General features: G+C 44.1%; 16 protein-coding genes. 9 read left to right on the forward strand and 7 right to left on the reverse strand.

Annotated features, from left to right (window positions below; genetic code table 11):
* The first annotated feature begins 406 nt into the window (after positions 1-406).
* The 3 genes from F6K46_RS28635 (at position 407) to F6K46_RS28645 (ending at position 5,491) form a co-directional block, all read left to right on the forward strand.
* Entirely contained in the window at positions 407-1,117 is a 711-nt protein-coding gene (locus F6K46_RS28635; RefSeq protein ID WP_293063855.1) for an ABC transporter ATP-binding protein, read from the forward strand.
* A gap of 364 nt (positions 1,118-1,481) precedes the next feature.
* Positions 1,482-3,848: an ABC transporter permease gene (locus F6K46_RS28640; protein WP_075903628.1), complete on the forward strand. Its 2,367-nt coding sequence runs from the start codon at positions 1,482-1,484 to the stop codon at positions 3,846-3,848.
* A gap of 188 nt (positions 3,849-4,036) precedes the next feature.
* Positions 4,037-5,491, forward strand: coding sequence for an HlyD family efflux transporter periplasmic adaptor subunit (locus F6K46_RS28645; protein WP_293063863.1), 1,455 nt, complete (start codon positions 4,037-4,039; stop codon positions 5,489-5,491).
* 254 nt (positions 5,492-5,745) lie between these two features.
* Here the strand turns inward: F6K46_RS28645 and F6K46_RS28650 are convergent, their stop codons facing one another.
* On the reverse strand, positions 5,746-6,135 hold the full coding sequence (locus F6K46_RS28650; RefSeq protein ID WP_293063866.1) for a cytochrome c: 390 nt from the start codon (positions 6,133-6,135) through the stop codon (positions 5,746-5,748).
* Positions 6,136-6,575: 440 nt separating this feature from the next.
* On the opposite strand from F6K46_RS28650, the gene petG reads away from it, so the two are divergent.
* On the forward strand, positions 6,576-6,689 hold the full coding sequence (petG, locus tag F6K46_RS28655) for a cytochrome b6-f complex subunit V (RefSeq protein ID WP_070395274.1): 114 nt from the start codon (positions 6,576-6,578) through the stop codon (positions 6,687-6,689).
* Positions 6,690-6,724: 35 nt separating this feature from the next.
* Here petG and rsmD read toward each other — a convergent pair whose 3' ends face one another.
* Together rsmD and hisH are read right to left on the reverse strand one after the other, a co-directional pair.
* On the reverse strand, positions 6,725-7,264 hold the full coding sequence (gene rsmD, locus F6K46_RS28660) for a 16S rRNA (guanine(966)-N(2))-methyltransferase RsmD (protein ID WP_293063869.1): 540 nt from the start codon (positions 7,262-7,264) through the stop codon (positions 6,725-6,727).
* Between the two features lie 73 nt (positions 7,265-7,337).
* On the reverse strand, positions 7,338-7,994 hold the full coding sequence (hisH, locus tag F6K46_RS28665) for an imidazole glycerol phosphate synthase subunit HisH (RefSeq protein WP_293063872.1): 657 nt from the start codon (positions 7,992-7,994) through the stop codon (positions 7,338-7,340).
* A 67-nt stretch (positions 7,995-8,061) separates the two neighbouring features.
* Here hisH and F6K46_RS28670 point away from each other — a divergent pair, with 67 nt between their 5' ends.
* Together F6K46_RS28670 and F6K46_RS28675 are read left to right on the forward strand one after the other, a co-directional pair.
* On the forward strand, positions 8,062-8,571 hold the full coding sequence (locus F6K46_RS28670; RefSeq protein WP_293063884.1) for a peptidase C15: 510 nt from the start codon (positions 8,062-8,064) through the stop codon (positions 8,569-8,571).
* A gap of 69 nt (positions 8,572-8,640) precedes the next feature.
* Positions 8,641-8,937 carry a hypothetical protein gene (locus F6K46_RS28675; protein WP_293063887.1) on the forward strand — a complete coding sequence of 99 codons (297 nt, stop codon included), beginning with the start codon at positions 8,641-8,643 and terminating at the stop codon, positions 8,935-8,937.
* A 572-nt stretch (positions 8,938-9,509) separates the two neighbouring features.
* Here the strand turns inward: F6K46_RS28675 and ylqF are convergent.
* The gene (ylqF, locus tag F6K46_RS28680) at positions 9,510-10,376 is read right to left on the reverse strand and encodes a ribosome biogenesis GTPase YlqF (RefSeq protein WP_293063890.1); all 867 of its coding nucleotides are present in this window, start codon (positions 10,374-10,376) and stop codon (positions 9,510-9,512) included.
* 142 nt (positions 10,377-10,518) lie between these two features.
* Positions 10,519-10,935 (reverse strand): universal stress protein, encoded by a 417-nt coding sequence (locus F6K46_RS28685; protein ID WP_070395283.1) that lies wholly within the window; start codon positions 10,933-10,935, stop codon positions 10,519-10,521.
* A 191-nt stretch (positions 10,936-11,126) separates the two neighbouring features.
* Here F6K46_RS28685 and F6K46_RS28690 point away from each other — a divergent pair, with 191 nt between their 5' ends.
* A complete protein-coding gene (locus F6K46_RS28690; RefSeq protein WP_293063894.1) occupies positions 11,127-12,332 on the forward strand; it encodes a phosphoglycerate kinase in 1,206 nt (401 codons plus the stop codon).
* Positions 12,333-12,666: 334 nt separating this feature from the next.
* Here F6K46_RS28690 and F6K46_RS28695 read toward each other — a convergent pair whose 3' ends face one another.
* Positions 12,667-16,812, reverse strand: a complete 4,146-nt coding sequence (locus F6K46_RS28695; RefSeq protein WP_293063896.1) for a DUF2157 domain-containing protein — start codon at positions 16,810-16,812, stop codon at positions 12,667-12,669.
* Between the two features lie 281 nt (positions 16,813-17,093).
* Between F6K46_RS28695 and F6K46_RS28700 the strand changes: the two genes are divergently transcribed.
* Together F6K46_RS28700 and nblS are read left to right on the forward strand one after the other, a co-directional pair.
* Positions 17,094-18,392 (forward strand): MFS transporter, encoded by a 1,299-nt coding sequence (locus tag F6K46_RS28700; RefSeq protein WP_293063899.1) that lies wholly within the window; start codon positions 17,094-17,096, stop codon positions 18,390-18,392.
* A gap of 345 nt (positions 18,393-18,737) precedes the next feature.
* A complete protein-coding gene (nblS, locus tag F6K46_RS28705; protein ID WP_293063902.1) occupies positions 18,738-20,750 on the forward strand; it encodes a two-component system sensor histidine kinase NblS in 2,013 nt (670 codons plus the stop codon).
* Positions 20,751-20,819: 69 nt separating this feature from the next.
* On the opposite strand, the gene F6K46_RS28710 is transcribed toward nblS, so the two are convergent.
* Positions 20,820-21,191, reverse strand: coding sequence for a zinc ribbon domain-containing protein (locus F6K46_RS28710; protein ID WP_293019031.1), 372 nt, complete (start codon positions 21,189-21,191; stop codon positions 20,820-20,822).
* Between the last annotated feature and the right edge of the window lie 3 nt (positions 21,192-21,194).

Below are 21,194 nucleotides of genomic sequence, written 5' to 3' on the forward strand. Positions count from 1 at the left end.
TGGGAATCGGGAATCGGGAATCGGGAATCGGGAATCGGTAATCGGGAATCGGGAATCGGGAATCGGGAATCGGGAATCGGGAATCGGGAATTGGGAATCGGGAATCGGGAATCGGGAATTGGGAATCGGGAATCGGGAATCGGAGACAATAATTATTACAATTTATTTAGGATTAATATCTAGTAATTACTATTGAAATAATTAATCATAACTTATAGCACCAGATATTTTAATTATGAAAATGGGACAAAAAAATAATTGTTTTTAAAAATTGGCAATAATAAATAACGTAGGTTGAATGCTAAATAATCTGTTCCCATATCCGCTGTTCCCTGTTCCCATATCCGCTGTTCCCTGTTCCCTAAAAACCTAGCAAGATGTACTGAATAAAGTCGCCAACCGCTATATGAACAATGAACTTATTTTCCAAGTGCGTGACGTGACTAAAACCTATCAGATGGGGGAGGTGAATGTTCAGGCACTAAAATCAGTTACTATTGACCTCTATGCAGGAGAATTTGTAGTATTGCTTGGTCCGTCTGGAAGTGGCAAGTCCACTCTGCTGAATATTCTCGGAGGACTTGATGTTCCCTCCTTCGGACAAGTCAAATTCTATAATCGTGATCTATCAAGTGCTGATGATCGTGCTCTTACCCGCTTCCGTCGGGAGTGCGTTGGTTTTGTGTTCCAATTCTACAATTTGATTCCCAGCTTGACGGCTCAGGAAAATGTTGCTTTGGTGACCGAAATTGCTCCTCGTCCGATGCGTCCTCGGGAAGCTTTGGGACTAGTAGGACTAACCCATCGCCTTAACCATTTTCCGGCTCAATTATCTGGGGGTGAACAACAACGGGTTGCGATCGCTCGTGCTATTGCCAAACGTCCTCAAGTGCTCCTATGTGATGAACCAACCGGAGCGTTAGACTTTCAGACGGGTAAGCTAGTATTGAATGTATTGGAGCGAGTGAATCAGGAGTTGGGAACAACTACTGCTGTAATTACTCACAATGCTGGAATTGCGGCTATGGCAGATCGGGTGATTACCATGCGTAGTGGTGAGATTATTACTGTACATGGTAATCAGACTAAGATTGCTCCTGAAGATTTAGAGTGGTAAGTCAACGATTGAGTATGTTAAGAATTAAATCAAATTACCTAGCTCGATAGAAAACCGGAGCTATAAAAGAACTAGAAGGAGTCAGAAAGTAAGAGACTTCCCAAGGAGGTGTCAGCTATGATGGCAATATTATTAACAACTTTGTTCGTTTGCTGTCTGTTCGCCTTGACCTTAGTGTGTGAAGCTTTGTTTTATAAAGAAGAACAGCAGTTATAAAAAATGGAGCGTTCCTTAATAATGGAATGATTTTAAGAGTTTTTAGGTGCGCTTGACCTATTAAGAATTAAATTCGCACCAACGGGCTCGCACCTGTGGAATGGGCATCTTGCCTGTTCCTGATATTTTCGGTTGGTCTTAGACTTTCATGAATTCCCTAGACCGTAAACTCTTACGTGACCTATGGCAATTGCGAGGTCAGGTAATAGCGATCGCATTAGTAGTAGCCTGTGGCATTGCTAGCTTCGTCCTAGCCAGGAGTGCCTATAGCTCTTTGCGACTAACCCAAGACACATATTACAACCGCTACCATTTTGCCCAAGTTTTCGCTTCCCTCAAACGCGCCCCAGAAAGCCTCAAATCCCAAATTGCTGCTATTCCCGGTATTGCCCAAACCCAAACTCGGATTGTGGTTGATGTCACCCTTGATATCCCTGGTTTGACAGAACCAGCCACAGGAAGACTAATCTCAATTCCTGAGCGTCGTATTTCCATACTCAATGACTTATTTATTCGTCAGGGTCGCTATATTGAACCAGGACGAGGAGATGAAGTAATCGTCAGTGAAGCCTTCGCCCAAGCCAATCAACTCAACTTGGGTGATACTATGGGTGCCATCATTAATGGACGTTGGGAAAAATTGCGAATAGTAGGAAAGGCGCTATCACCAGAATACGTTTATGAAGTGCGAGGTGCTGGAGAAATCTTCCCAGATAATCGGCGATTCGGAGTGGTTTGGATAGGTCGGGAAGCCTTGGGTAAAGCCTTTGACCTTGATGGTGCCTTTAACGATGTCAGCCTTTCTTTAAGTCCAGGGGCTCAAGAAAGGGAAATTATTAGCCGTTTGGATCGATTACTGGAACGCTACGGTGGGTTAGGTGCTTATGGAAGGGAAGATCAATTATCCCATCAAATTCTAGCAGATGAACTCAGCAGTTTGGAAGTCTCTGCTACTTTTATGCCTTCGATTTTGTTAGCGATCGCATCTTTCCTACTGCATGTTGTCCTCTCTCGCCTGATCGGAACCCAACGGGAGCAAATTGCCGTTCTCAAAGCCTTTGGTTACAGTAACGTAACCATCGGTATCCATTATCTTAAATTTGTCCTTGCCATTGTCATTGTAGGAGGTTTCCTTGGCACCATAGTTGGTCTTTGGCTTGGTAATGGACTAACCCAATTTTATGCTGAATTTTTTCGCTTTCCCCTACTACGCTATGACGTCAGCTCAGACTTAGTCGCCACCGCCATCTTAGTCAGCTTTACCGCAGCAGCCATTGGTGGACTAATGGCGGTACGTCGGGCAATTTCCCTTCCTCCAGCCCAAGCCATGCGTCCCGAACCCCCAGCTGAATTCAAACCTACCATTATTGAACGACTAGGTCTACAGCAGTTTTTCTCCCCTGCCGGTCGCATTATCCTACGTAATTTGGAACGCAAGCCCATCCAAGCCTTCCTATCCATTATGGGAATAGCTGTTGCTGTAGCAATTCTCCTGACTGGGTTGTACATCTCAGATGCATTGACATACCTGGTGGATTTTCAATTCCGCCAAGTGCAACGGGAAGATCTCACCATTATTTTTAATCAACCCCGTCCTGCACGTACCCGTTACGAAATCACTCACTTACCAGGAGTTATTCGTTCCGAACCCTTCCGCATCGTACCAGTACGTTTACGCTTTGACCATCATACCTATCGCAGTGCTTTAACTGGAATCGACCCAGCCGGAGAATTCCGCCGTCTGCTAGACAAGAATTGGTACACCGTGCATCTACCCCCAGACGGAGTTGTCATGACTACCAAACTAGCCGAAATCCTAGGTGTTACTCCTGGAGATACCCTAACCGTGGAAGTCCTGGAAGGAAGCCGTCCCGTGCGTCAAGTTCCTGTAGTCGGCTTGGTGGATGAACTCCTCGGTGTCTCAGTATATATGGATATCCATGCCCTCAACCGACTGATGCGAGAAGGACAAACTATTTCTGGTGCTTACCTCTGTGTTGATCCTCACCTTGCTAGTCAGCTTTACTATCGCCTCAAACGTCTACCGGCTATTACCGGTATTAGCACCCGTGAAGCTAGCCTGGAAAGCTTTGAGGAGATTATTGCTAAACCTCTGCAAGTCTTCACAGCAGTACTAGTAATTTTTGCCTGCATTATTACCTTTAGCGTAGTCTACAACTCAGCACGGATTGCCCTATCAGAAAGAAGACGAGAATTAGCCAGTCTCAGGATTATGGGATTCACTCGTGCTGAAATTGCCTTGATTCTCCTAGGTGAACAAGTTATTCTTACCCTACTCGCCCTTCCAATTGGTTTTGGACTCGGATACGGTTTAGTTGCTTTAATGTCTCTTGCCTATAATTCTGAACTTTACCGTTTTCCCTTAATTCTTACTAAATATACCTATGCTTTTACATTTGTTATCGTAATAGTAGCAGCATTCTGTTCTGGGTTAATTATCCGTAGACAGCTGAATCGTCTGGACTTAATCGCTGTTTTGAAAACCAGGGAATAAGCATCAACATGGTGATAGTTAGTAAGCTATCAGTTATCAGCTATCAGCTATCAGCTAATGCTTACAGTAGTAATTAAATAGTAGTAATTAAATAGTAATAATTAAATAGTAGTAATTAAATACTGTTGCGATCGCCTTTGGCGCGGCTTCGCCGATCGCACAATCAATTCCGCGATTTGAGACACTTCATGAAGCACCTTCCTCAACGGCTAACTTACCTTATGGTTGGAGTTGGCATCATCACAGTAGTTGTCCTAGGATTTCGTCCTGCACCGATTCGGGTTGATCTAGCCGAAGTTAAACGCAGTAGTTTGCAAGTAACAGTGGATGGAGAGGGAAAGACCCGTATCCGCTCCCGCTTCGTAGTTTCAGCTCCTGTCGCCGGTCGGCTGGCAAGGATTAAACTAGATGAAGGAGATAAAATTAAACAAGGCGCAATAATTGCCCAAATTGACCGCCTTCCTCTAGATGCAGACGTCCGAGAAGCTCAAGCACGACTAAGGCAATGGCAAGCAGAGCGTGATGGGGTAGCAACCCAGCGACCAAAACCAGAAGCTTTATTCCAGGCTCAAGCCCGCATCCGGTCAGCAGCAGCCCAACAGCAAGAAGCTCAAGCTCGCGTCCAGCAAGCATTAGCAGCACTAGAGCAAGCAAAACGCGATCGCCAACGCTCCCAACAGTTACACATTGATGGCGCAATCTCTCGTAAAGAGCTCGAAACAGCTCAATTGCTAGAAACTACCCGCCAGAGGGAATTAGAAGCAGCCCAACGGGAAGTGGATAGTGTTGCCGCTGAAGTAGTAGCCGCCAAAGAAGCCCGTGCCATTCTAATTGCCGAACAGCGAGACCCTGACTATTTACTTGATGTCTACAATGCTCGCATTGCCAGTGTTCAAGCCGAACTTGCTAAGCTAGCTGATCAAGCAGCCCGTGCTGAAATTCACTCCCCAATTGATGGTTATGTCCTACGAGTCAATGAGGAAAGTGCTCGATATGTAGAAGCCGGCACCCCCCTGTTGGAACTAGGGAATCCTGCCGACCTAGAGATTGTCGTTGATTTGCTTTCTACTGATGCGGTCAAAGTCAAGCCAGGAGCAAAAATGTTCATTGAACATTGGGGGGGAGAGCGCACCCTAAACGCTCAGGTGAAGTACGTCGAACCCTCAGGTTTTACTAAAATTTCAGCTCTTGGGGTAGAAGAACAGCGAGTGAATGCGATCGCTAATTTTGTAGATTCCCCAATTCCTTTAGGTGATCGCTACCGAGTAGAAACACGGATTGTAGTTTGGGAAAGCTCAGATGTGCTAGTCGTTCCCTTAAGTGCCATTTTCCGCTGCGACTCACAACAAAATAGCTCCCAGTACTCCATTGCCCAAAATAGGGATGATTTGTCTGTCTCTGGAACAAGGAAAACACAGGGAAGTAAGCAATTTTCAGATCATCAAGGGAGTATCCAGCGCTCCAATTTCCAGACCTGGTGTACATTTGTGGTGGAAAACAACCAAGCCAAGAAACGTCAGATTATAATTAGTCAGCGCAGTAATCTTGAAGCAGTGATTCAACAAGGACTTCGAGAAGGAGAAATAGTCATCTTGCATCCCACTGAACAAATTCAGGAAGGAAAACAAGTTGCACCCCGTTGACTAGCTATCGTTTCACTAGTTATCATATATAATTTAAATTTCTATAATTGACATTTCAAATGTTAAACTTAATTGATAGTAAAAGCGATGGGCCTTGGTGAATTTAGGTATAATTTCAAATTACCGTACGCTAAATCAACAATCAATCAGCAACGCCAGAAATGCTATAAGTCAATCAACATTTAACGGGCATATTTTTTCTTCAGCGCTCTTCATCAACCTTCAACCTTTAACCTTCAACCTTCAACCGTTAGTTACAATTGCTCCAGGTAACTCAACAGGTCTGCCATATCTCCAGTTTGAGGTTGAAACTTAGGCATTGGTGGTGTTCTACCACTGATCACTTGCTGAATCAGGCTGACGTCAGACTTTCTCTTAGAGATATTCAGTAGACTTGGTCCTACATTACCATCCCCGTTGGCTCCATGACACCCAGCACAGTTGATTTGAAAAATAGCATTACCTCGGACTGGATCACCGTTCAGGGACAAAACCTTTTGTACATAAGGATCCGAATCCTGCATCATGGGAATTCCGATCAGGCTAAGACTTATAGCAAGCAAAGCCACTAGTACTATCAAGGTGACTCGCCGCACTAGAACTCTAGGTTGGACAAGCTGGTTTTCCAAAGGATCTCCTGTCAAGTTGACTATCGATAAAGCGCTTGTAATCTCGATAAAACTGAACCATTGATTAAGTTGTGTTAAGCAATGATCAGTGAATACTTAGACTAAGTATTATTTTTATTTATAAACATAGCTTAAAATTTATGGAGTCATTAATCAAGATCTTGTGTTGTATTTGTATTATATGCTACACTATGTCTCCCTCTATATACCTGATACTAAGGGAATAGATCTAAGGTATACATTTTAGTATATAAGCTGGGATATAGGAAAAAGTACTCAAGTCAAGTCAGGGCTTAGGTCATTAGGTCAGAGCCTCCTAAGTGTGACTGAGCAATCTCAACCCATGGAACTCAGGATGCTTGATAAATTAGTGTTTGACCACCAGCAGCACCCTAAGGTTGATCAGACCTAGTAATATGAGAAACAGGTAAAAAAACTTAATTAGGAGACTTAGTGTGGTAGAACCGTTGCTTGTTGGGATTGTCCTTGGCTTAATACCTGTTACTCTATTGGGGTTATTTTTTGCTGCCTATATGCAATACCAACGGGGTAACCAACTTGGGGGTTAGTTTTTCCTTCCCATGAGCTGACCATTACCCCTGACCTAAACCAATGGGCAATAGAAGGTCAAGGCAGTATTGCCATAGACCTTCTGGCGACAAATTTCTAAATTGGGGATTGGTTGTGGTTGCCAGTAGTTAGAGCTATGCTCAACAGCTAACTCACCATCGCTGTCGAGGAGCTGGTATTGAGCGATCGCATCTAACACTGGCTGGTACAAATCACTAGCGTAGGGTGGGTCAAAATAAATGTGGTCAAACTGCTGAGGAGCCAAGGTTTTCAATCGCCTGACCACATCCCCCTGCAACACCCGAAATTCTTGCTGCGCCTGAGCCATCTGTTGCCAGTTCTGACGAATAATTGAGCAAGCTTTTGCCCATTTGTCAATCCCTATGACCAAAGCAGCCCCCCGACACAGAGCCTCAGCACCCATTGAACCACTACCAGCACATAAATCCAGCCATCGGCAATTCCCTACACTGCCTTGCCAAATATTAAATACTGCCTCCCGCACCCGTGCTGGTGTCGGGCGGGTAATTTGTCCTGGCAAAGTTTTCAGTTGGCGATTGCCGTAAATTCTCATCCAAAAACAGGACAGTGGGGAGCGTGCTGATTAAATCAGTAGTAGTAGCAGCATTTTAAATGAAGAATAATTGTCAGGCTTTGGTAGCAAGTGTACGATCATTGCAGTCACTCTTGACCTGAGCCACGAAATTAGACAAAATTTGTAGTCCTGTAGTAGAAGACTTTTCGGGGTGAAACTGTACTGCTACGACATTATTGTAAGCGATCGCAGCCGTCACGGTTTGACTCCCATGAGTAGTAGTTGCGGCTCGAATCCCAGGGTCAACTGGATCCACATAATAAGAATGGACAAAATAGACTCGGGGATTGCCCGATAAATGCTGCCAAATGGGACAATCTGGTTGAGTAAACTCTAGCTGGTTCCAACCCATATGGGGAATCGTAATACTTGGTTCTCGACGAAAGCGGCGCACTGTGCCAGGCACAATCCCTAATCCAGGTTCTGTGCCTTCTTCACTAGCCTCAAACAGAATGTGTAAACCTAGACAAATACCTAAAAAGGGTTTACCGCTGGCAATGGCTTGTTTAATCGGTTGCTCCAGGTTACGCGATCGCAAATGTTGTATCGCTGGGTCAAACGCCCCCACTCCCGGTAGTACCACCGCATCCGCCTGTTCTATATCTGCTGCTAAATCTGTCACTAAGGTAGTTGCACCAGCTTTCTGTAACCCTTTACAGGCAGAGTGCAGGTTCCCCATGTCGTAGTCTACAACCGCAATTACTGGCATTAACCTGCTTTCCCTTACATTTACATTGGAATATTCAAGCTATTTTTATTTTAATTGGTTCTGTTGAATGAACAAAAAAATCCTCCTGACATCCTTTCAAACCTGGCTACCGGATCAGGTATCTAACTCCTCTGATGATTTATTAGGAAAAATTTCTCAAATCACTGATTTCTCTGCTTCCCTGACTTTTCTAAGACAGTTGCCCGTTGATATTGCCAAAGCTAGTGCTCAGGTAATTGCCACAATTGATCAAATACAACCCGATGGGATTATTTGTTGTGGCATGGCTTGTAAGCGGAACAAATTAACCGTCGAATCCTGTGCTACTCGTGAAGATGCCTGCCTTCAAACCCCAGTGAACTTAGAGAAACTAGTAGCTGCCTTGAGTGGATGTGAGATTAGCCATGATGCTGGTAAATTTGTCTGCGAAGGACTCTATTACGAAGTGTTGAAGTATCTTGGAGACCATCACCTCAATACTTCTTGTATCTTTGTTCATGTACCTGTGCTGAATCTAGACAATTTGCCTGGTATCTTGGCTGATTTTAGGATAATTTTGGAACGAATGGCACAATAGACTTTGTCGCAGTTGTCGGTAACTTCAGATCGGGTAACTTCCGATCAGCACAGAATAATTGAGAAAAACATGATCACAAAAGCAATGCAGCGACTTCATGAGGGGGTTTCCCCCACTCGCGCTTTGCATCAAGACAATACATTTACAAGAAGCCTAATCAAAACAACCTTGGCCAATAGGCCACGCGATCGCGTTCAACTTGCCAACCTTGGCCTTTGGCCACGCTACGCGAACAGCCTTCAACCTTGTCCAATAGGCCACGCGATCGCGTTCAACCTGCCAACCTTCTACCTGCCAACCTGCCAACCTGCCAACCTACCCGAAGGGAACGCTAAAGGCGAACAACCCGCCAACCTTGGCCAATAGGCCACGCTACGCGAACAACGTTCAACTTTGAACAAATACAAACTTTAGTTAAGAAATATTGATGCTTATAGCAGTATCTATTAATACAGGTAAACAGAGCTTACGCAATTCAGCCATCGACACACTACCTGTAGGGGTTAAAGGGTAACTGTTAACACTACCTGTAGAGTTCTTGCGTAAGCCCTGCATCAGCTGTTTCGGTGCTCAATACTGATTATAGGACTGATTGAAAAACTTTTCCCTCGGCAATATTACTGAAGTTGGTTACGCTAATTAGCTCAAGTCATCTGTCTCAAGTTAGGTTTAGCTCCTCAATTCGCTTCCTCGCTTAAGTTCTGGTATTTCTTTTTCAATAGATATTGACAATATTGGTTCAATAAGACTTAAATTCTTTCCTTTTATAGACAAACATATCCATAGGGAACTTAGGCCCCCTAGAAAGACTATCTAGAAAGACTCCCTAGTAATACTCCCTAGTAGGACGCTCACTAGCTAGTACTCACTAGTAGAATCGGGCTTGTAATTTTACTTGTGTAGATGCTGTAGATGCTAAGAAATTACATTGGTGTTACTTAGGGTAGTACTTCTGGTGGTACTTCCAATGCAATTGCTCCGAGTAAACCCTTACGAAAATCCCCCAATAGTTGCCGCGCTGTACGTTCGATGTTTCCCTGATAGCGATAGTCGGCTAGACCATGTAAGTAATCTTCAGCGGTCAATGGGTTTGGGTCTAGTTGGTACCTCTTTTGTAAAGAAGACTTTAATAAAAAAGTGTACTCCTTCATCTTATCTAAATCTTTCAGGAATGCAACCAGTGCTGTTGCTACCCGTTGATTGTCGTAAGATGCTTCACCGATGTCATCACAGATAGCTAACTTGAGCGCCTGCTGCTGATTGTTTAACTTGGCAGGAATAACACCAGGAGCATCAAGTAGTTCGAGTTGGTCAGAAATACGTATCCAACGCAATTGGCGTGTCACACCAGGACGACGAGCACTTTCTACCACACGACGTCCCAAAAGTCGATTAATTAAAGCCGATTTACCAACATTGGGAAATCCAATTACCACAGCTCGGACAGGACGAGGTCGCATTCCCCGTGAGCGCCTACGTTGATTGATTTCCTCCCCAGCTGTCTGGGCTGCTTTAGCCACAGCTCGGATACCCTTACCCTGTTGAGCATTAGTGAAATAGGGGATATCCCCTTGCTGTTGAAACCACGATTCCCAAAGTTGGCGCATCCTTGGGTCAATCATATCCACCCGATTGATCACTAACACCCTAGTCTTATTGCCCACCCACTGGTCGGTTTGAGGATGATGAGTAGAGAGGGGAATCCGAGCATCCCGCACCTCTAATACCACATCCACTCGCTTCAACTGTTCCTTGAGTTCCCGCTCGGCTTTGGCAATGTGTCCGGGATACCACTGGATTGTCATTAGTCATTAGCCATTAGTCATTAGCCATTAGTCATTAGTCATTGCTGATTAGTCATTGGTCATTAGTTAATTGAAAATCGACCATTGACCATTGACAATTAACAAGCAAGCAATTTTATTTAGACCAATGACTAATCACAAATTAGGGAATAATCAAAACTGGGCAAGGGGATAAATTAATCACTCGATCGGCCACGCTATTAGCTATACCTTCATCTGTCAAGCCTAGCCCCCGAGAGCCCATGACAATTAAATTTGCCCCAATTTCGTCAGCCACATCGCAGATCACGAAGGCAGGCTTTCCTTCCCGCTCCAGGGTTTTGGCTTCAATGCCTTCCTGAGCAAATAGTGCTTTGGCACCGTTAAGCAGTTCTGTTACTACTTCAGGGGATGTCATTGCCTCGGGAGCAGCAGCTGTACCCTGGCCAGGGTCAGGTTTTTCAACCACTGACAGCAGATATAGATTGCTGCCGTACTTTTGCACTATGTTCCCAACAACCTCAGCAGCTTCACGGCTTTCTCGACTTGAGTCAATCGGAAATACAACGGTATTGAACATATCACAGATTTCCTCCAGGATCCGGACTCCGGTAAAATGTGAACGGTCTTAACAAAAGAATACCTTTTGTCCTGGTCATTCAGCTGGTGATTTACCAGTTAATGTACAGCGAACTCTCTGACGTCAAATCATCCGGCAAGACGGCTGATAGTCGGGGATTCGCAGGCAATAGCAATTAGGAGATTAATACTGTGTCCAAGAAAAGTGTAGCCAATTTAAGTGAATCAGATTTAGCCGGAAAAACGGTATTGGTCAGAGCAGACCTGAATGTACCCCTGGATGACAATGGCACCATCACCGATGATACTCGCATTCGTGCTGCTTTACCCACTGTTCAAGATTTACTTAAGAAAGGGGCAAAGGTAATCCTGTGTAGCCACTTGGGACGACCCAAGGGACAAGTGAAGGAAAGTTTACGTCTAACCCCCGTTGCTGAGCGTCTTTCAGAACTTCTGGGTCAACCGGTGACCATGTGTAAAGACTGTGTTGGAGACGAGGTGGCTGCCCAAGTTGGTGCTTTGGCAAATGGTCAGGTGGCTTTACTGGAAAATCTCCGCTTCCACGCTGGGGAGGAAAAGAATGACCCAGAATTCACCAAACAGTTGGCATCCCTTGCTGATTTGTATGTCAATGATGCTTTTGGAACAGCCCACCGGGCTCATGCCTCTACTGAGGGAGTCACCCATTACCTGAGTCCTTCTGTAGCTGGGTACTTGATTGAGAAAGAACTGCAGTATTTACAAAACGCTGTAGAAAATCCCGAAAAGCCTCTAGCTGCAATTATTGGCGGCTCTAAGGTGTCCAGTAAGATTGGGGTGATTGACACTCTACTGGAGAAGGTGGATAAACTGCTAATTGGCGGTGGAATGATTTTTACCTTCTACAAGGCCCGTGGTATGAGTGTGGGTAAGTCCCTGGTGGAAGACGATAAGCTGGATTTGGCGAAATCTTTAGAAGCTAAGGCCAAAGAGCGTGGTGTACAATTGCTGTTGCCCACTGATGTGGTTATCGCAGATAATTTTGCCCCTGATGCTAATTCCCAGACTGTCAGTATTGAAGCTATTCCCGATGGCTGGATGGGTTTGGATATTGGTCCAGATTCTGTGAAGGTGTTTCAGGAGGCTTTGGCAGATTGCAAAACTGTGATCTGGAATGGTCCGATGGGAGTGTTTGAGTTTGATAAGTTCGCCAAGGGCACAGAAGCGATCGCAAACTCTATGGCTGAGCTGACCAAGACAGGTGCATCTACCATCATTGGTGGTGGTGACTCAGTAGCTGCCGTGGAAAAAGTTGGTGTTGCTGACCAAATGAGCCACATTTCCACCGGTGGTGGTGCCAGCCTTGAGTTACTCGAAGGTAAGGTTCTACCTGGAATTGCTGCTTTAAATGATGCCTAACTATTTTTTAACCCATTGTTTTAAATAATAGTTTTCAATAGGGAGATAGCATTTCTGTCTCCCTATTTAGCATTGTCCCATAGCGGAATATTTTTTGCTGTTCGGATCAATCAGCATTAGTTTTTAGGATCTATTTGGAAATACTAGATTGGGACTAAGGGCGAAAAAGTCATAAAAAACAGACCATAGCGTAAACGTCACCATCAGTGATTTTGTCTTTGGTAAACCTCATCCAACCTTCAACTTTCAACTTTCAACTTTGAACTTTGAACTTTCAACTTTGAACTTTCAACTTTCAACTTTCAACTTTCAACTTTCAACCTTCAACCAAAAGTTATTCCCAACTTTGGAATTGATTCATCCAAGCTGTAATCTGATCACGGCGAGTTTCAAAGGTAGCGGCAATCCAGATAAACCCAATTCCCACAAACAGCGCTACCACCCATTTAGAAAATGGATAATCAACGCTAAAAATCAGTAGTTGGTAGATCGCATTAATTAAAAATGTTCCAGTCCCGACATAAAGAAATGCTCTTACTTTCATCGCCAATCCAGCAAAAATTAGCACTACACTAATTCCTCCAGTTAATAACCCAAGCAATTGAGCAGTCCAAAAGGAAACCAAACAAATAATACTAGTCCCGATTAACCGGAGATTGTGACGTATTTGTTTTTGGGGGGGTTGGCTTAGATAGGGATCGACTTGGGCAATATAGAGTAAGGATAAACTCAAGGGGAGAACATACCAAAGAGCAGCAGTTAAGTGTAGTTGTCCAAACCAGCGGAGCAACATCCAGTCAATTACTATTACACTGATAAAGGTAAACCGAATTTGCTGATTAAAAATTGCGAGAATAATATAGAAAGCTGCGATAATCAGCAAACTAGCTAAATTACCGCTATAGGGATTTTCGGCAATGGCAATCAGAGGGATTAAGAAAGCAGCGATTTGCCAAGGACGTTTCGACCAACCCCAATTTTCCCAAGGTAGGAAATACAAAAAGTAAGCGACTAAGGATGCGATCGCACCTTTCCAAGGCACTAATGGTCCCGATAACAAACGCGCCACAGGGGTATTGATCCAATACAGCCGCATCCCCCATGCTTCAGCAAAACCTAAATAAACCCAGATTTCTCCAAGCAGGCGATTGGACTGATTCCGTCCTTGAGAAATAGCATAGATAACTAAAAACGCGCCAGTACTAAATCCCAGCATCATAGCGGATTCAATCGGCTCAGTTGTTGCTGTTATCAACAAACAACTACTCCATACCCAATGGAGATGGGAAATAACCTTTAGTTCTTTGGGGGTAAAATGTAGATATCCTTTCAGCCAAGGAGACAATACCCGATAGGCGTACATAATACTAGTGCCAAGCACTGCCATTATAATCAATCCATCCCCTTTTGCTCCTCCTCCTAATTGGGATAATTGATAGAACAACAGTTGATAGGCAGAAACCGATATCCCAAATAGAGCAAGGTAAATTAGAGGTTTAAATTCTGCACGGCGACGCCCTACCCCAATCGCAATTATTGCTAGGGCAAAAAAGAATAAACCTGTCCAATTGGTAAAGGTTCCCCAACTTAAGAGCGGTCCTAAGCTACCGTATAGCAGGGGAATAATATGCCAGCTACTAGGTAGTTTGTCGAGATTAGATCGGCGTCGCCACCAATCTCCTAACAATTGAGCAATTAGTCCTAATACTGTATTAGCAACAGCTAAATAGATCAGTCGATGATCAAATAAGCCCAGCGCTTCTGTAGTTAAGAGTTCCACACTCCAACCAATCCCATAAATCGCCCAGTTGGATGGATAAGGAAAACTGCGATACGCGATCGCTCCTAAGGTCACTGCATTTACAATGAGCATAAACCATGTTGGTGACCCAAACCCAATGTAGACTATCAGGGAATAACAAGTCAGCAGAATTAGCTGAAAAATAAACAGTGTGATTGCCCACCCATCCATTGCTTGTGCATAGAGTTTTGGGAGGCTTGTTCGCGTAGCGTGGCCTTTTGGCCAAGGTTGGAGGGTTGTTTGTTGGAGGGTTGTTTGTTGGAGGTTTGTTTGTTGTTTGCCTTTGGCGTTCCCTTCGGGTAGGTTGGCTTGTTGATTTGAAGTTTTAAATTGTGATTGGTTATCCTGTATCTTGCTAACACGAAGTAACCAGCTTTGCCATAACCATAAGGTTAAAATAGCGATCGCTCCAACAACAAACCAATCTTCTCCGGACGGTTGGGGAAAGCCAGGGATGCCATCCCAAAGCAGGAACCCGACTAAGCTGATGCCACATCCTACGGTAATTGCTGCTGATGTTAATTGCTTTAAATAGCGGGTGTTAACCAACATCAGTGCTGTAGCGATCGCTAAACTGATTAACCGCATTCCTGGTATTCCTAGGATCAGGAATTGGGATAGGATGACAGCAACTACACTCAACCGGATCACAAACTTGTCTTGAGGGGGTTGCCAACTGCGATAACCACGTGCTATTCCAGTCAGAGATAATGGAGTGATTAGCCACAACAGACCCCATGCTCTCAGGTAACTATCTGGGTTAACGTCGTAGGCACTATAGTTAACACACAATAATAGATAACTCAGACCAGCTAAACTTAAACCTAAGTGCCAAGCACTCTCTCGCCAGATCTTGACATAGTCAGAAGTAGCGGGAATCTTTAAACTCAAGCTCCATTCTGCTAGCATCAGGGCTAATAAAATTGCTGAAAAGCCGCCTAGATGTAGGTTGGGAAAGAGATAGTTAATGGCACTGATAACGGTTGCGATCGCAGTACTATGGGTTAGGTAGACCCTTAAGCGCAGATGATGCTTAATCCCTAAGCTACACTGTCGCTGAGTCACAATCCCTAAAGTGATAGCAGAATTAATACCATTAATCGTGAGTAACAGGGGATTGGAAAAACACAGAGTAGTCAGATTAACTCCTATTCCTAGAGCAATGACTTCTGCAAATTCTGCCAGATCATGTTTTTTGCGCTGATATAACCAATCTGCTAACCCAACAATTAAAACCAGATAGGGAAACAGTACTAAACTCAACAATACATAGGGAGTTTCTTGGGAATGGGTTAACGTAGTTGCTGTTTCCAGTAGCCAGGTTTGTATTGATGGCGGAATCAATCGCCATGAAAGCCAAACCATCTGTAAACCAATGGCTAATATGGCGGCTAAATCGGAACGTCGCCAAAATTTTAGTAAACGATTGACAAATAACCACACCCCTAGCCCACTGATAATCATGGCTTGCCAAGGAAACTCAGCTGCTACACAAACTAGCCAACCCAGCACCAGCAAGCTACCCCCTAACCAAATCATAGGGAGACGGGGAGACGGGGAGACCGGGACAGATGGTGCCTGAGGCTTTTGGGATAGCCAGTAGAGAAACCAACCACACATCCCGATAGCTAATCCCAGTTGTTCAATATCGACACCTATGACAAAAATGGCTCTAAATAGCAGGATGCCGATGCCATAAACTAAGATGCGGAAGCCAGCAACATCAAAAATAAACGCTGAATTTTGCTTTGTCGATCTCGATTCTATATATAAGGTAGCGATGATGCTACCGATACCCAAATAGACTGCTCCTATGGGAAATCCAGGGATACCCCAACCCCAGTTTAGGTAACTCAGACCTAAATAATTAATAATGGGTAAGGGAAATGATTGTTGTTGTCGTAATCGTAAAAATCCGTTCCCGTAGCCGCGACCTAAGAGTATCGAACTTAGTACTATCGCACTTAGCACCACTGTCGCCACCGCTACCACTAGCCAATTTAAGGGATGACGCCACAAGCCAAAGCCATCCATTGCCCAAAAATTGACTGGGATCAGCAACACAGTGACAACTCGCAAGGTCTGAGCCGTTAACGGTAAATTCCCTTGTTTCGTTGTCCAAGCACTAATCCCCCAAAAGCTCAAGGTATAGGCAAGCAATACTCCATACTGTCCAGCAGCTGGGAAATTGTCCCATTGACTAGCAGCCAGTACCCCAGAGGATACCACCACCATAAACATACCCAGAAACAGCAACCAGCGGACACTGAATTCTGCTTGAAGGGATTGCCACATTTGAGCAATCCAGTTGGGTTTGTTCGGTTTGGGTGTCTCCGGTGCAAAGTCATTACTAGCTAAAGGTGACACTAGTTGAGGTGCTGGTTTCGCGACTGGTAGAGCAGACACCTTTGGATTTACACTAGGTTCTGGTAAGGCACAGGTGAGATGTTCTCGACACAACCGTTTAACAAAGGTTTCCTGGAGCAAACCCAAACTTAACCAAGCATCTAATCCCTCTAAAAGAGCCGGATGGGATGCTTTAGTTTTAAATATGATGTCGATGCTAGTCTCAGAGAGTAAACCTAGCTCTTGCCATAGGGCTAAAGCTTCCAACAGTTTAGACTGGGAAGTATTGGTTTTGAGGGCAATAGTGATAGAACCCTCCCGTGGCGATGACATAGGCAATATTCCTATTTAAATAGGAATGCAAGGGGGGCTGATTTAGGATACAGGTAGTTACTATTGTCTACTAAAGAGCCGGAACCTTGCTAGATACCACATTCCACCCCGTCAACTGTCACAATAGAATCTTTTGGTTGGCAGTGATGACCCTATTAAGCCTTGATGATCAGCACTATTGCACGTCTTGATCAATAGTCGTTAGCATAATTATTCCTGATTGATTATTGCGATTACCCTATACTATTTACTTAGATGTAAAGAATTGTAAATGCTGCTCAATGGCTCAACCCCTCAACCTTTTAACCTTACCGAAATTGCTCAATAAATTCTTATCTTTGCTCCCAGCATTAAGGCAGGAGATTTGGATTCTAGCAACCGGTCGATTGTTATTGCATATCGGTCAAGGGTTTACTTTAGTTTATGCCTCGATTTTTTTTGTTAATCAGATTGGTTTATCCGCCACCCAAGTTGGGATTGCTCTAGGGAGTTCTTCAATTTCTGGAGTATTAGGACGCTTGATATCAGGGACTTTGGCTGATTCCCAGTTTTGGGGACGCAAGAAAACTTTGCTACTCTCGGCAGCTGTTTCTGCTCTAGCAAGCCTTTGTTTAGCGTTTACCTATAATTTTCAAACTCTGGTTATTGCTAACTTACTGATGGGTTTAGGGATTGGTCTATATTGGCCTCCTACTGAGGCAGTGGTTACCGATCTAACCACTCCTGTTCAGCGTAATGAAGCCTTTTCAGTGACTCGTTTAGCTGATAGCTTAGGACTAGGATTGGGAGTTATTGGGGCAGGGCAGTTAATTGCTGCTTCTGGGAGTTACCGTACTTTATTTGTGCTAAAAAGTATTTTTTATGTGATTTTCTTCGTTGTCATTTATTTAGCGATCGCAGAAACAAATAACGTTCAAGAGGTGCCTCAATCCCCTACCCAATCCTGGAAACAAGCACTAAGCGATCGCTTTTTGATGATTTGGTTACTAGGGAATACTCTATTCACTACCTATGATGCTCAACTCAATAGCATTATGCCCCTCTATTTTGCCAATTTTGTTCCAGGAGGAGGAACAGAAACCGGATTAGCTCCAGAAACGATTAGTCTTATTTTCTTCTGGCATGTCGCCTTTAGTGCCATTTTCCAACTACCTGTTGCCCGCTTTCTAAACCAGTTTAAACGCACCAATATCTTGATGGTTTCTTTACTGCTGTGGTCTGGAGGATTTGTGTTAGTGTGGCTCACAGGAATTGTTGATAATCTGGCAGTTATTCCAGCATTTTGTGCTTTGTTACTCTTAGCCTTAGCTAAGGTAATTTATATCCCTTCTGCCTCTTCTTTGGTGGGGGATTTAGCTCCACAATCTTTGCGAGGAGTTTACTTTTCTCTTGAATCTCAGTGTTGGGCAGTAGGTTATTTTATTGGACCATCTTTAGGAGGTTGGGCATTGGATCAATCTCCAGAATTTACCAGTGGTTTTTGGTTAGTGACTGCTAGCAGTGTTGGGTTAGGTCTTGGGATTTTGTCCTATCTGGGCAAGAAGAGTCATGAGGTCTTAGGTGTTAGGCATCAGGCTTGAGGCTAATGGTGTTAATTTTTATGATGCATTATTGAGTAATAATGCATCATAATTTAGTCGTGAAGCATCAAAAAATTAAAATTATGATTTATTAATGAAGTTTTAAACTTTAATAGTGAAGCATTAAGCACCCTATAGGTTGGTTGAAAATTAGGCTTGATGTCCTAAAATCCGACACCTAACACCTAACACCTAACACCTATCATCTTTATTTTCCCATCAAGAGGTAAGGTTTTATGGCTCTATAATTGGAGCATAGCCAAAAGTAGATGCTTTGCCACAATCAAAGCATCTACCTTTGGAAGGAGTGTTGTTGTCTTCCCTGTTGAGAGAGTTGAACCGACCTTGCTAGCTTTGCTAAAAACCCTTATCGACATTATCAGGCGTTGGTGGTCGGAGTTTACCCTCCAGACCAAGCTAATGGCAGCAGCAACTCTGGTTGTCTCATTGCTCATGAGTGGCTTGACCTTCTGGGCGGTGAATACGATTCAGCAGGATGCTAGGATGAACGACACTCGCTTTGGTCGTGATCTCGGTCTCTTGCTGGCTGCCAACGTTGAACCTCATGTTGCGGCAAATAATTTCGACGAACTAGCTCGCTTTTCCAGCCGCTTCTACAGTAGTACCTCCAGTGTGCGTTACATTCTATATGCTGACGAGGATGGGGAAATAATCTTTGGTATTCCTTTCTCCGCAGCAGAAGTAAAGAATTCTTTAACCATTAAGCGTCGGATTGAGCTACCGGAGGGCTACGCCAAAAACTCTGATCAGCCCATGGCACGGCAGCACCTAACTCCTGATGGTCAAGTCACTGATGTGTTTGTTCCCCTAATCGACGAGGAAAACAAATACTTAGGGGTTTTAGCTGTCGGGATTAACCCTAACCCTACGGTGGTGGTTTCCTCCAATTTAACCAGAGATGTGACTATCGCTGTGTTTATCTCGATCTGGGTGATGGTGATTTTAGGTGCAGTGGGCAACGCCTTGACTATCACTAAGCCCATTAAAGAACTACTAGTAGGGGTGAGAAATATTGCTGCTGGTAATTTCAAGCAGCGGATTGAGATGCCTTTGGGAGTAGAACTAAAGGAATTGGTGTCTAGCTTCAATGACATGGCAGAGCGTTTAGAACGCTATGAAGAGCAAAATATTGAAGAACTTACTGCAGAAAAAGCTAAGTTAGAAACTCTAGTTTCCACAATTGCCGATGGTGCTGTACTGATTGATACCAATTTTCAGGTAATGTTAGTCAACCCGACAGCAAGGCGGATTTTTGGCTGGGAGGAGGAAGACATTATCGGTAAAAATGTCTTATACCATCTTCCTGATGTGGTCACAATGGAACTAACACGACCGCTTTATCAAATGGCTACAGCGGAGAAAGCGACAGAAACAGAACGGGAATCCCGCGAAGGTGAAGAGTTTCGTATTACTCTGAGCAAACCGGTCTCTCGCACAGTTCGCATTCTGCTAAGTAAGGTACTCAACCAATACCGGGAAAATATTAATGGAATTGCTATCACTGTTCAGGATATTACCCGTGAGGTGGAGCTTAATCAAGCAAAAAGCAATTTCATCAGCAATGTTTCCCACGAACTCAGAACACCTCTATTTAACATTAAATCATTTATCGAAACCCTCCACGACTACGGGGAAGAACTTAGTGAAGCTGAACGCAAGGAATTTCTTGACACGGCTAATCGGGAAACTGACCGACTAACCCGTCTAGTTAACGATGTCCTAGATTTATCACGGTTGGAATCTTGTCGAATTTATCAACTTGAACCCTTTGACATTGTTCGACCTATAGAGCAAACCCTGCGCACTTATCAGCTCAACGCTCGTGACCAAACTATTGAACTGGCTCAGGAGATTGAACCAGATTTACCACCAGTTATGGGTCACTACGATTTGTTGCTCCAAGTCTTGGCTAATTTAGTGGGCAACTCCTTGAAATTCACTCAGTCTGGTGGACGAGTGGTAATTCGTGCTTATCAATTAGAAGCCGAACTCAAGCCCCAAGAAGGAAAAGGGAGGGTGCGAATTGAAATCTCTGATACGGGAATTGGCATTGCTCCAGAAGACCAACAGGCGATTTTTGACCGATTTTTCCGGGTAGAAAACCGAGTTCATACCCTGGAAGGGACGGGATTGGGGCTTTCAATTGTCAGAAACATTATCGAAAGACATCATAGCCGAGTCCACTTAGTCAGTGAAGTGGGAGTTGGGACAACATTCTGGTTTGATTTAGAGGTGTGTGAAGAAAAAAAAATTACGGTTAAAGAACATTTGCAAGTAGACACCTCACAGACAACACCAACCGACTCAGCGACTGCTAGCAATCTGTCAATTTCGTAGTGCTTAGTACTATCATGTCTAGTCGATTCAATGTTGACGGAGTACTAGTTAAATTAAACTTAGTTTAATTTAACTATTTGCCATCAGGGCTAGCAAAAAGCTAGCAGCGATTAATACCAATAGACCTAGTAAGGCTGGGTTTCTTTGACACCAGAGCCTGACCGATTCGAGTAAGCCACGCTGGGGATTATAAATCTGCTCAGGCTCTAAGGTACTTTCAGAACTATCGTCGTAAAGGGTACACTGCTTAGCATAGGGACGTTGGGGAAAGTTACAGGTATCATCAGCATGATAGGTACAGGTTTCACACAAGGGTGTATCTCCTGTGGTTTGGTGTAAGGTAATCCCCGGATGACCATAGGCTTTAAGGATTGCTCCACAATGGGGACAGGTAATCACCTTGCTATTGATAGGTTGATGGCATTTGGGACAATTGGTCATTAG

Source organism: Moorena sp. SIO3E8 (assembly GCF_010692445.1).
GTDB classification, from domain to species: domain Bacteria; phylum Cyanobacteriota; class Cyanobacteriia; order Cyanobacteriales; family Coleofasciculaceae; genus Moorena; species Moorena bouillonii.

Bases quoted from the DNA above. Each gene is read 5' to 3' on its own strand.
- F6K46_RS28635 (WP_293063855.1), top strand. From the start codon at position 407: ATGAACAATGAACTTATTTTCCAAGTGCGTGACGTGACTAAAACCTAT.
- F6K46_RS28640 (WP_075903628.1), top strand. From the start codon at position 1,482: ATGAATTCCCTAGACCGTAAACTCTTACGTGACCTATGGCAATTGCGA.
- F6K46_RS28645 (WP_293063863.1), top strand. From the start codon at position 4,037: ATGAAGCACCTTCCTCAACGGCTAACTTACCTTATGGTTGGAGTTGGC.
- rsmD (WP_293063869.1), bottom strand. From the start codon at position 7,264: ATGAGAATTTACGGCAATCGCCAACTGAAAACTTTGCCAGGACAAATT.
- hisH (WP_293063872.1), bottom strand. From the start codon at position 7,994: ATGCCAGTAATTGCGGTTGTAGACTACGACATGGGGAACCTGCACTCT.
- F6K46_RS28670 (WP_293063884.1), top strand. From the start codon at position 8,062: ATGAACAAAAAAATCCTCCTGACATCCTTTCAAACCTGGCTACCGGAT.
- F6K46_RS28675 (WP_293063887.1), top strand. From the start codon at position 8,641: ATGATCACAAAAGCAATGCAGCGACTTCATGAGGGGGTTTCCCCCACT.
- ylqF (WP_293063890.1), bottom strand. From the start codon at position 10,376: ATGACAATCCAGTGGTATCCCGGACACATTGCCAAAGCCGAGCGGGAA.
- F6K46_RS28685 (WP_070395283.1), bottom strand. From the start codon at position 10,935: ATGTTCAATACCGTTGTATTTCCGATTGACTCAAGTCGAGAAAGCCGT.
- F6K46_RS28695 (WP_293063896.1), bottom strand. From the start codon at position 16,812: ATGTCATCGCCACGGGAGGGTTCTATCACTATTGCCCTCAAAACCAAT.
- F6K46_RS28700 (WP_293063899.1), top strand. From the start codon at position 17,094: ATGGCTCAACCCCTCAACCTTTTAACCTTACCGAAATTGCTCAATAAA.
- F6K46_RS28710 (WP_293019031.1), bottom strand. From the start codon at position 21,191: ATGACCAATTGTCCCAAATGCCATCAACCTATCAATAGCAAGGTGATT.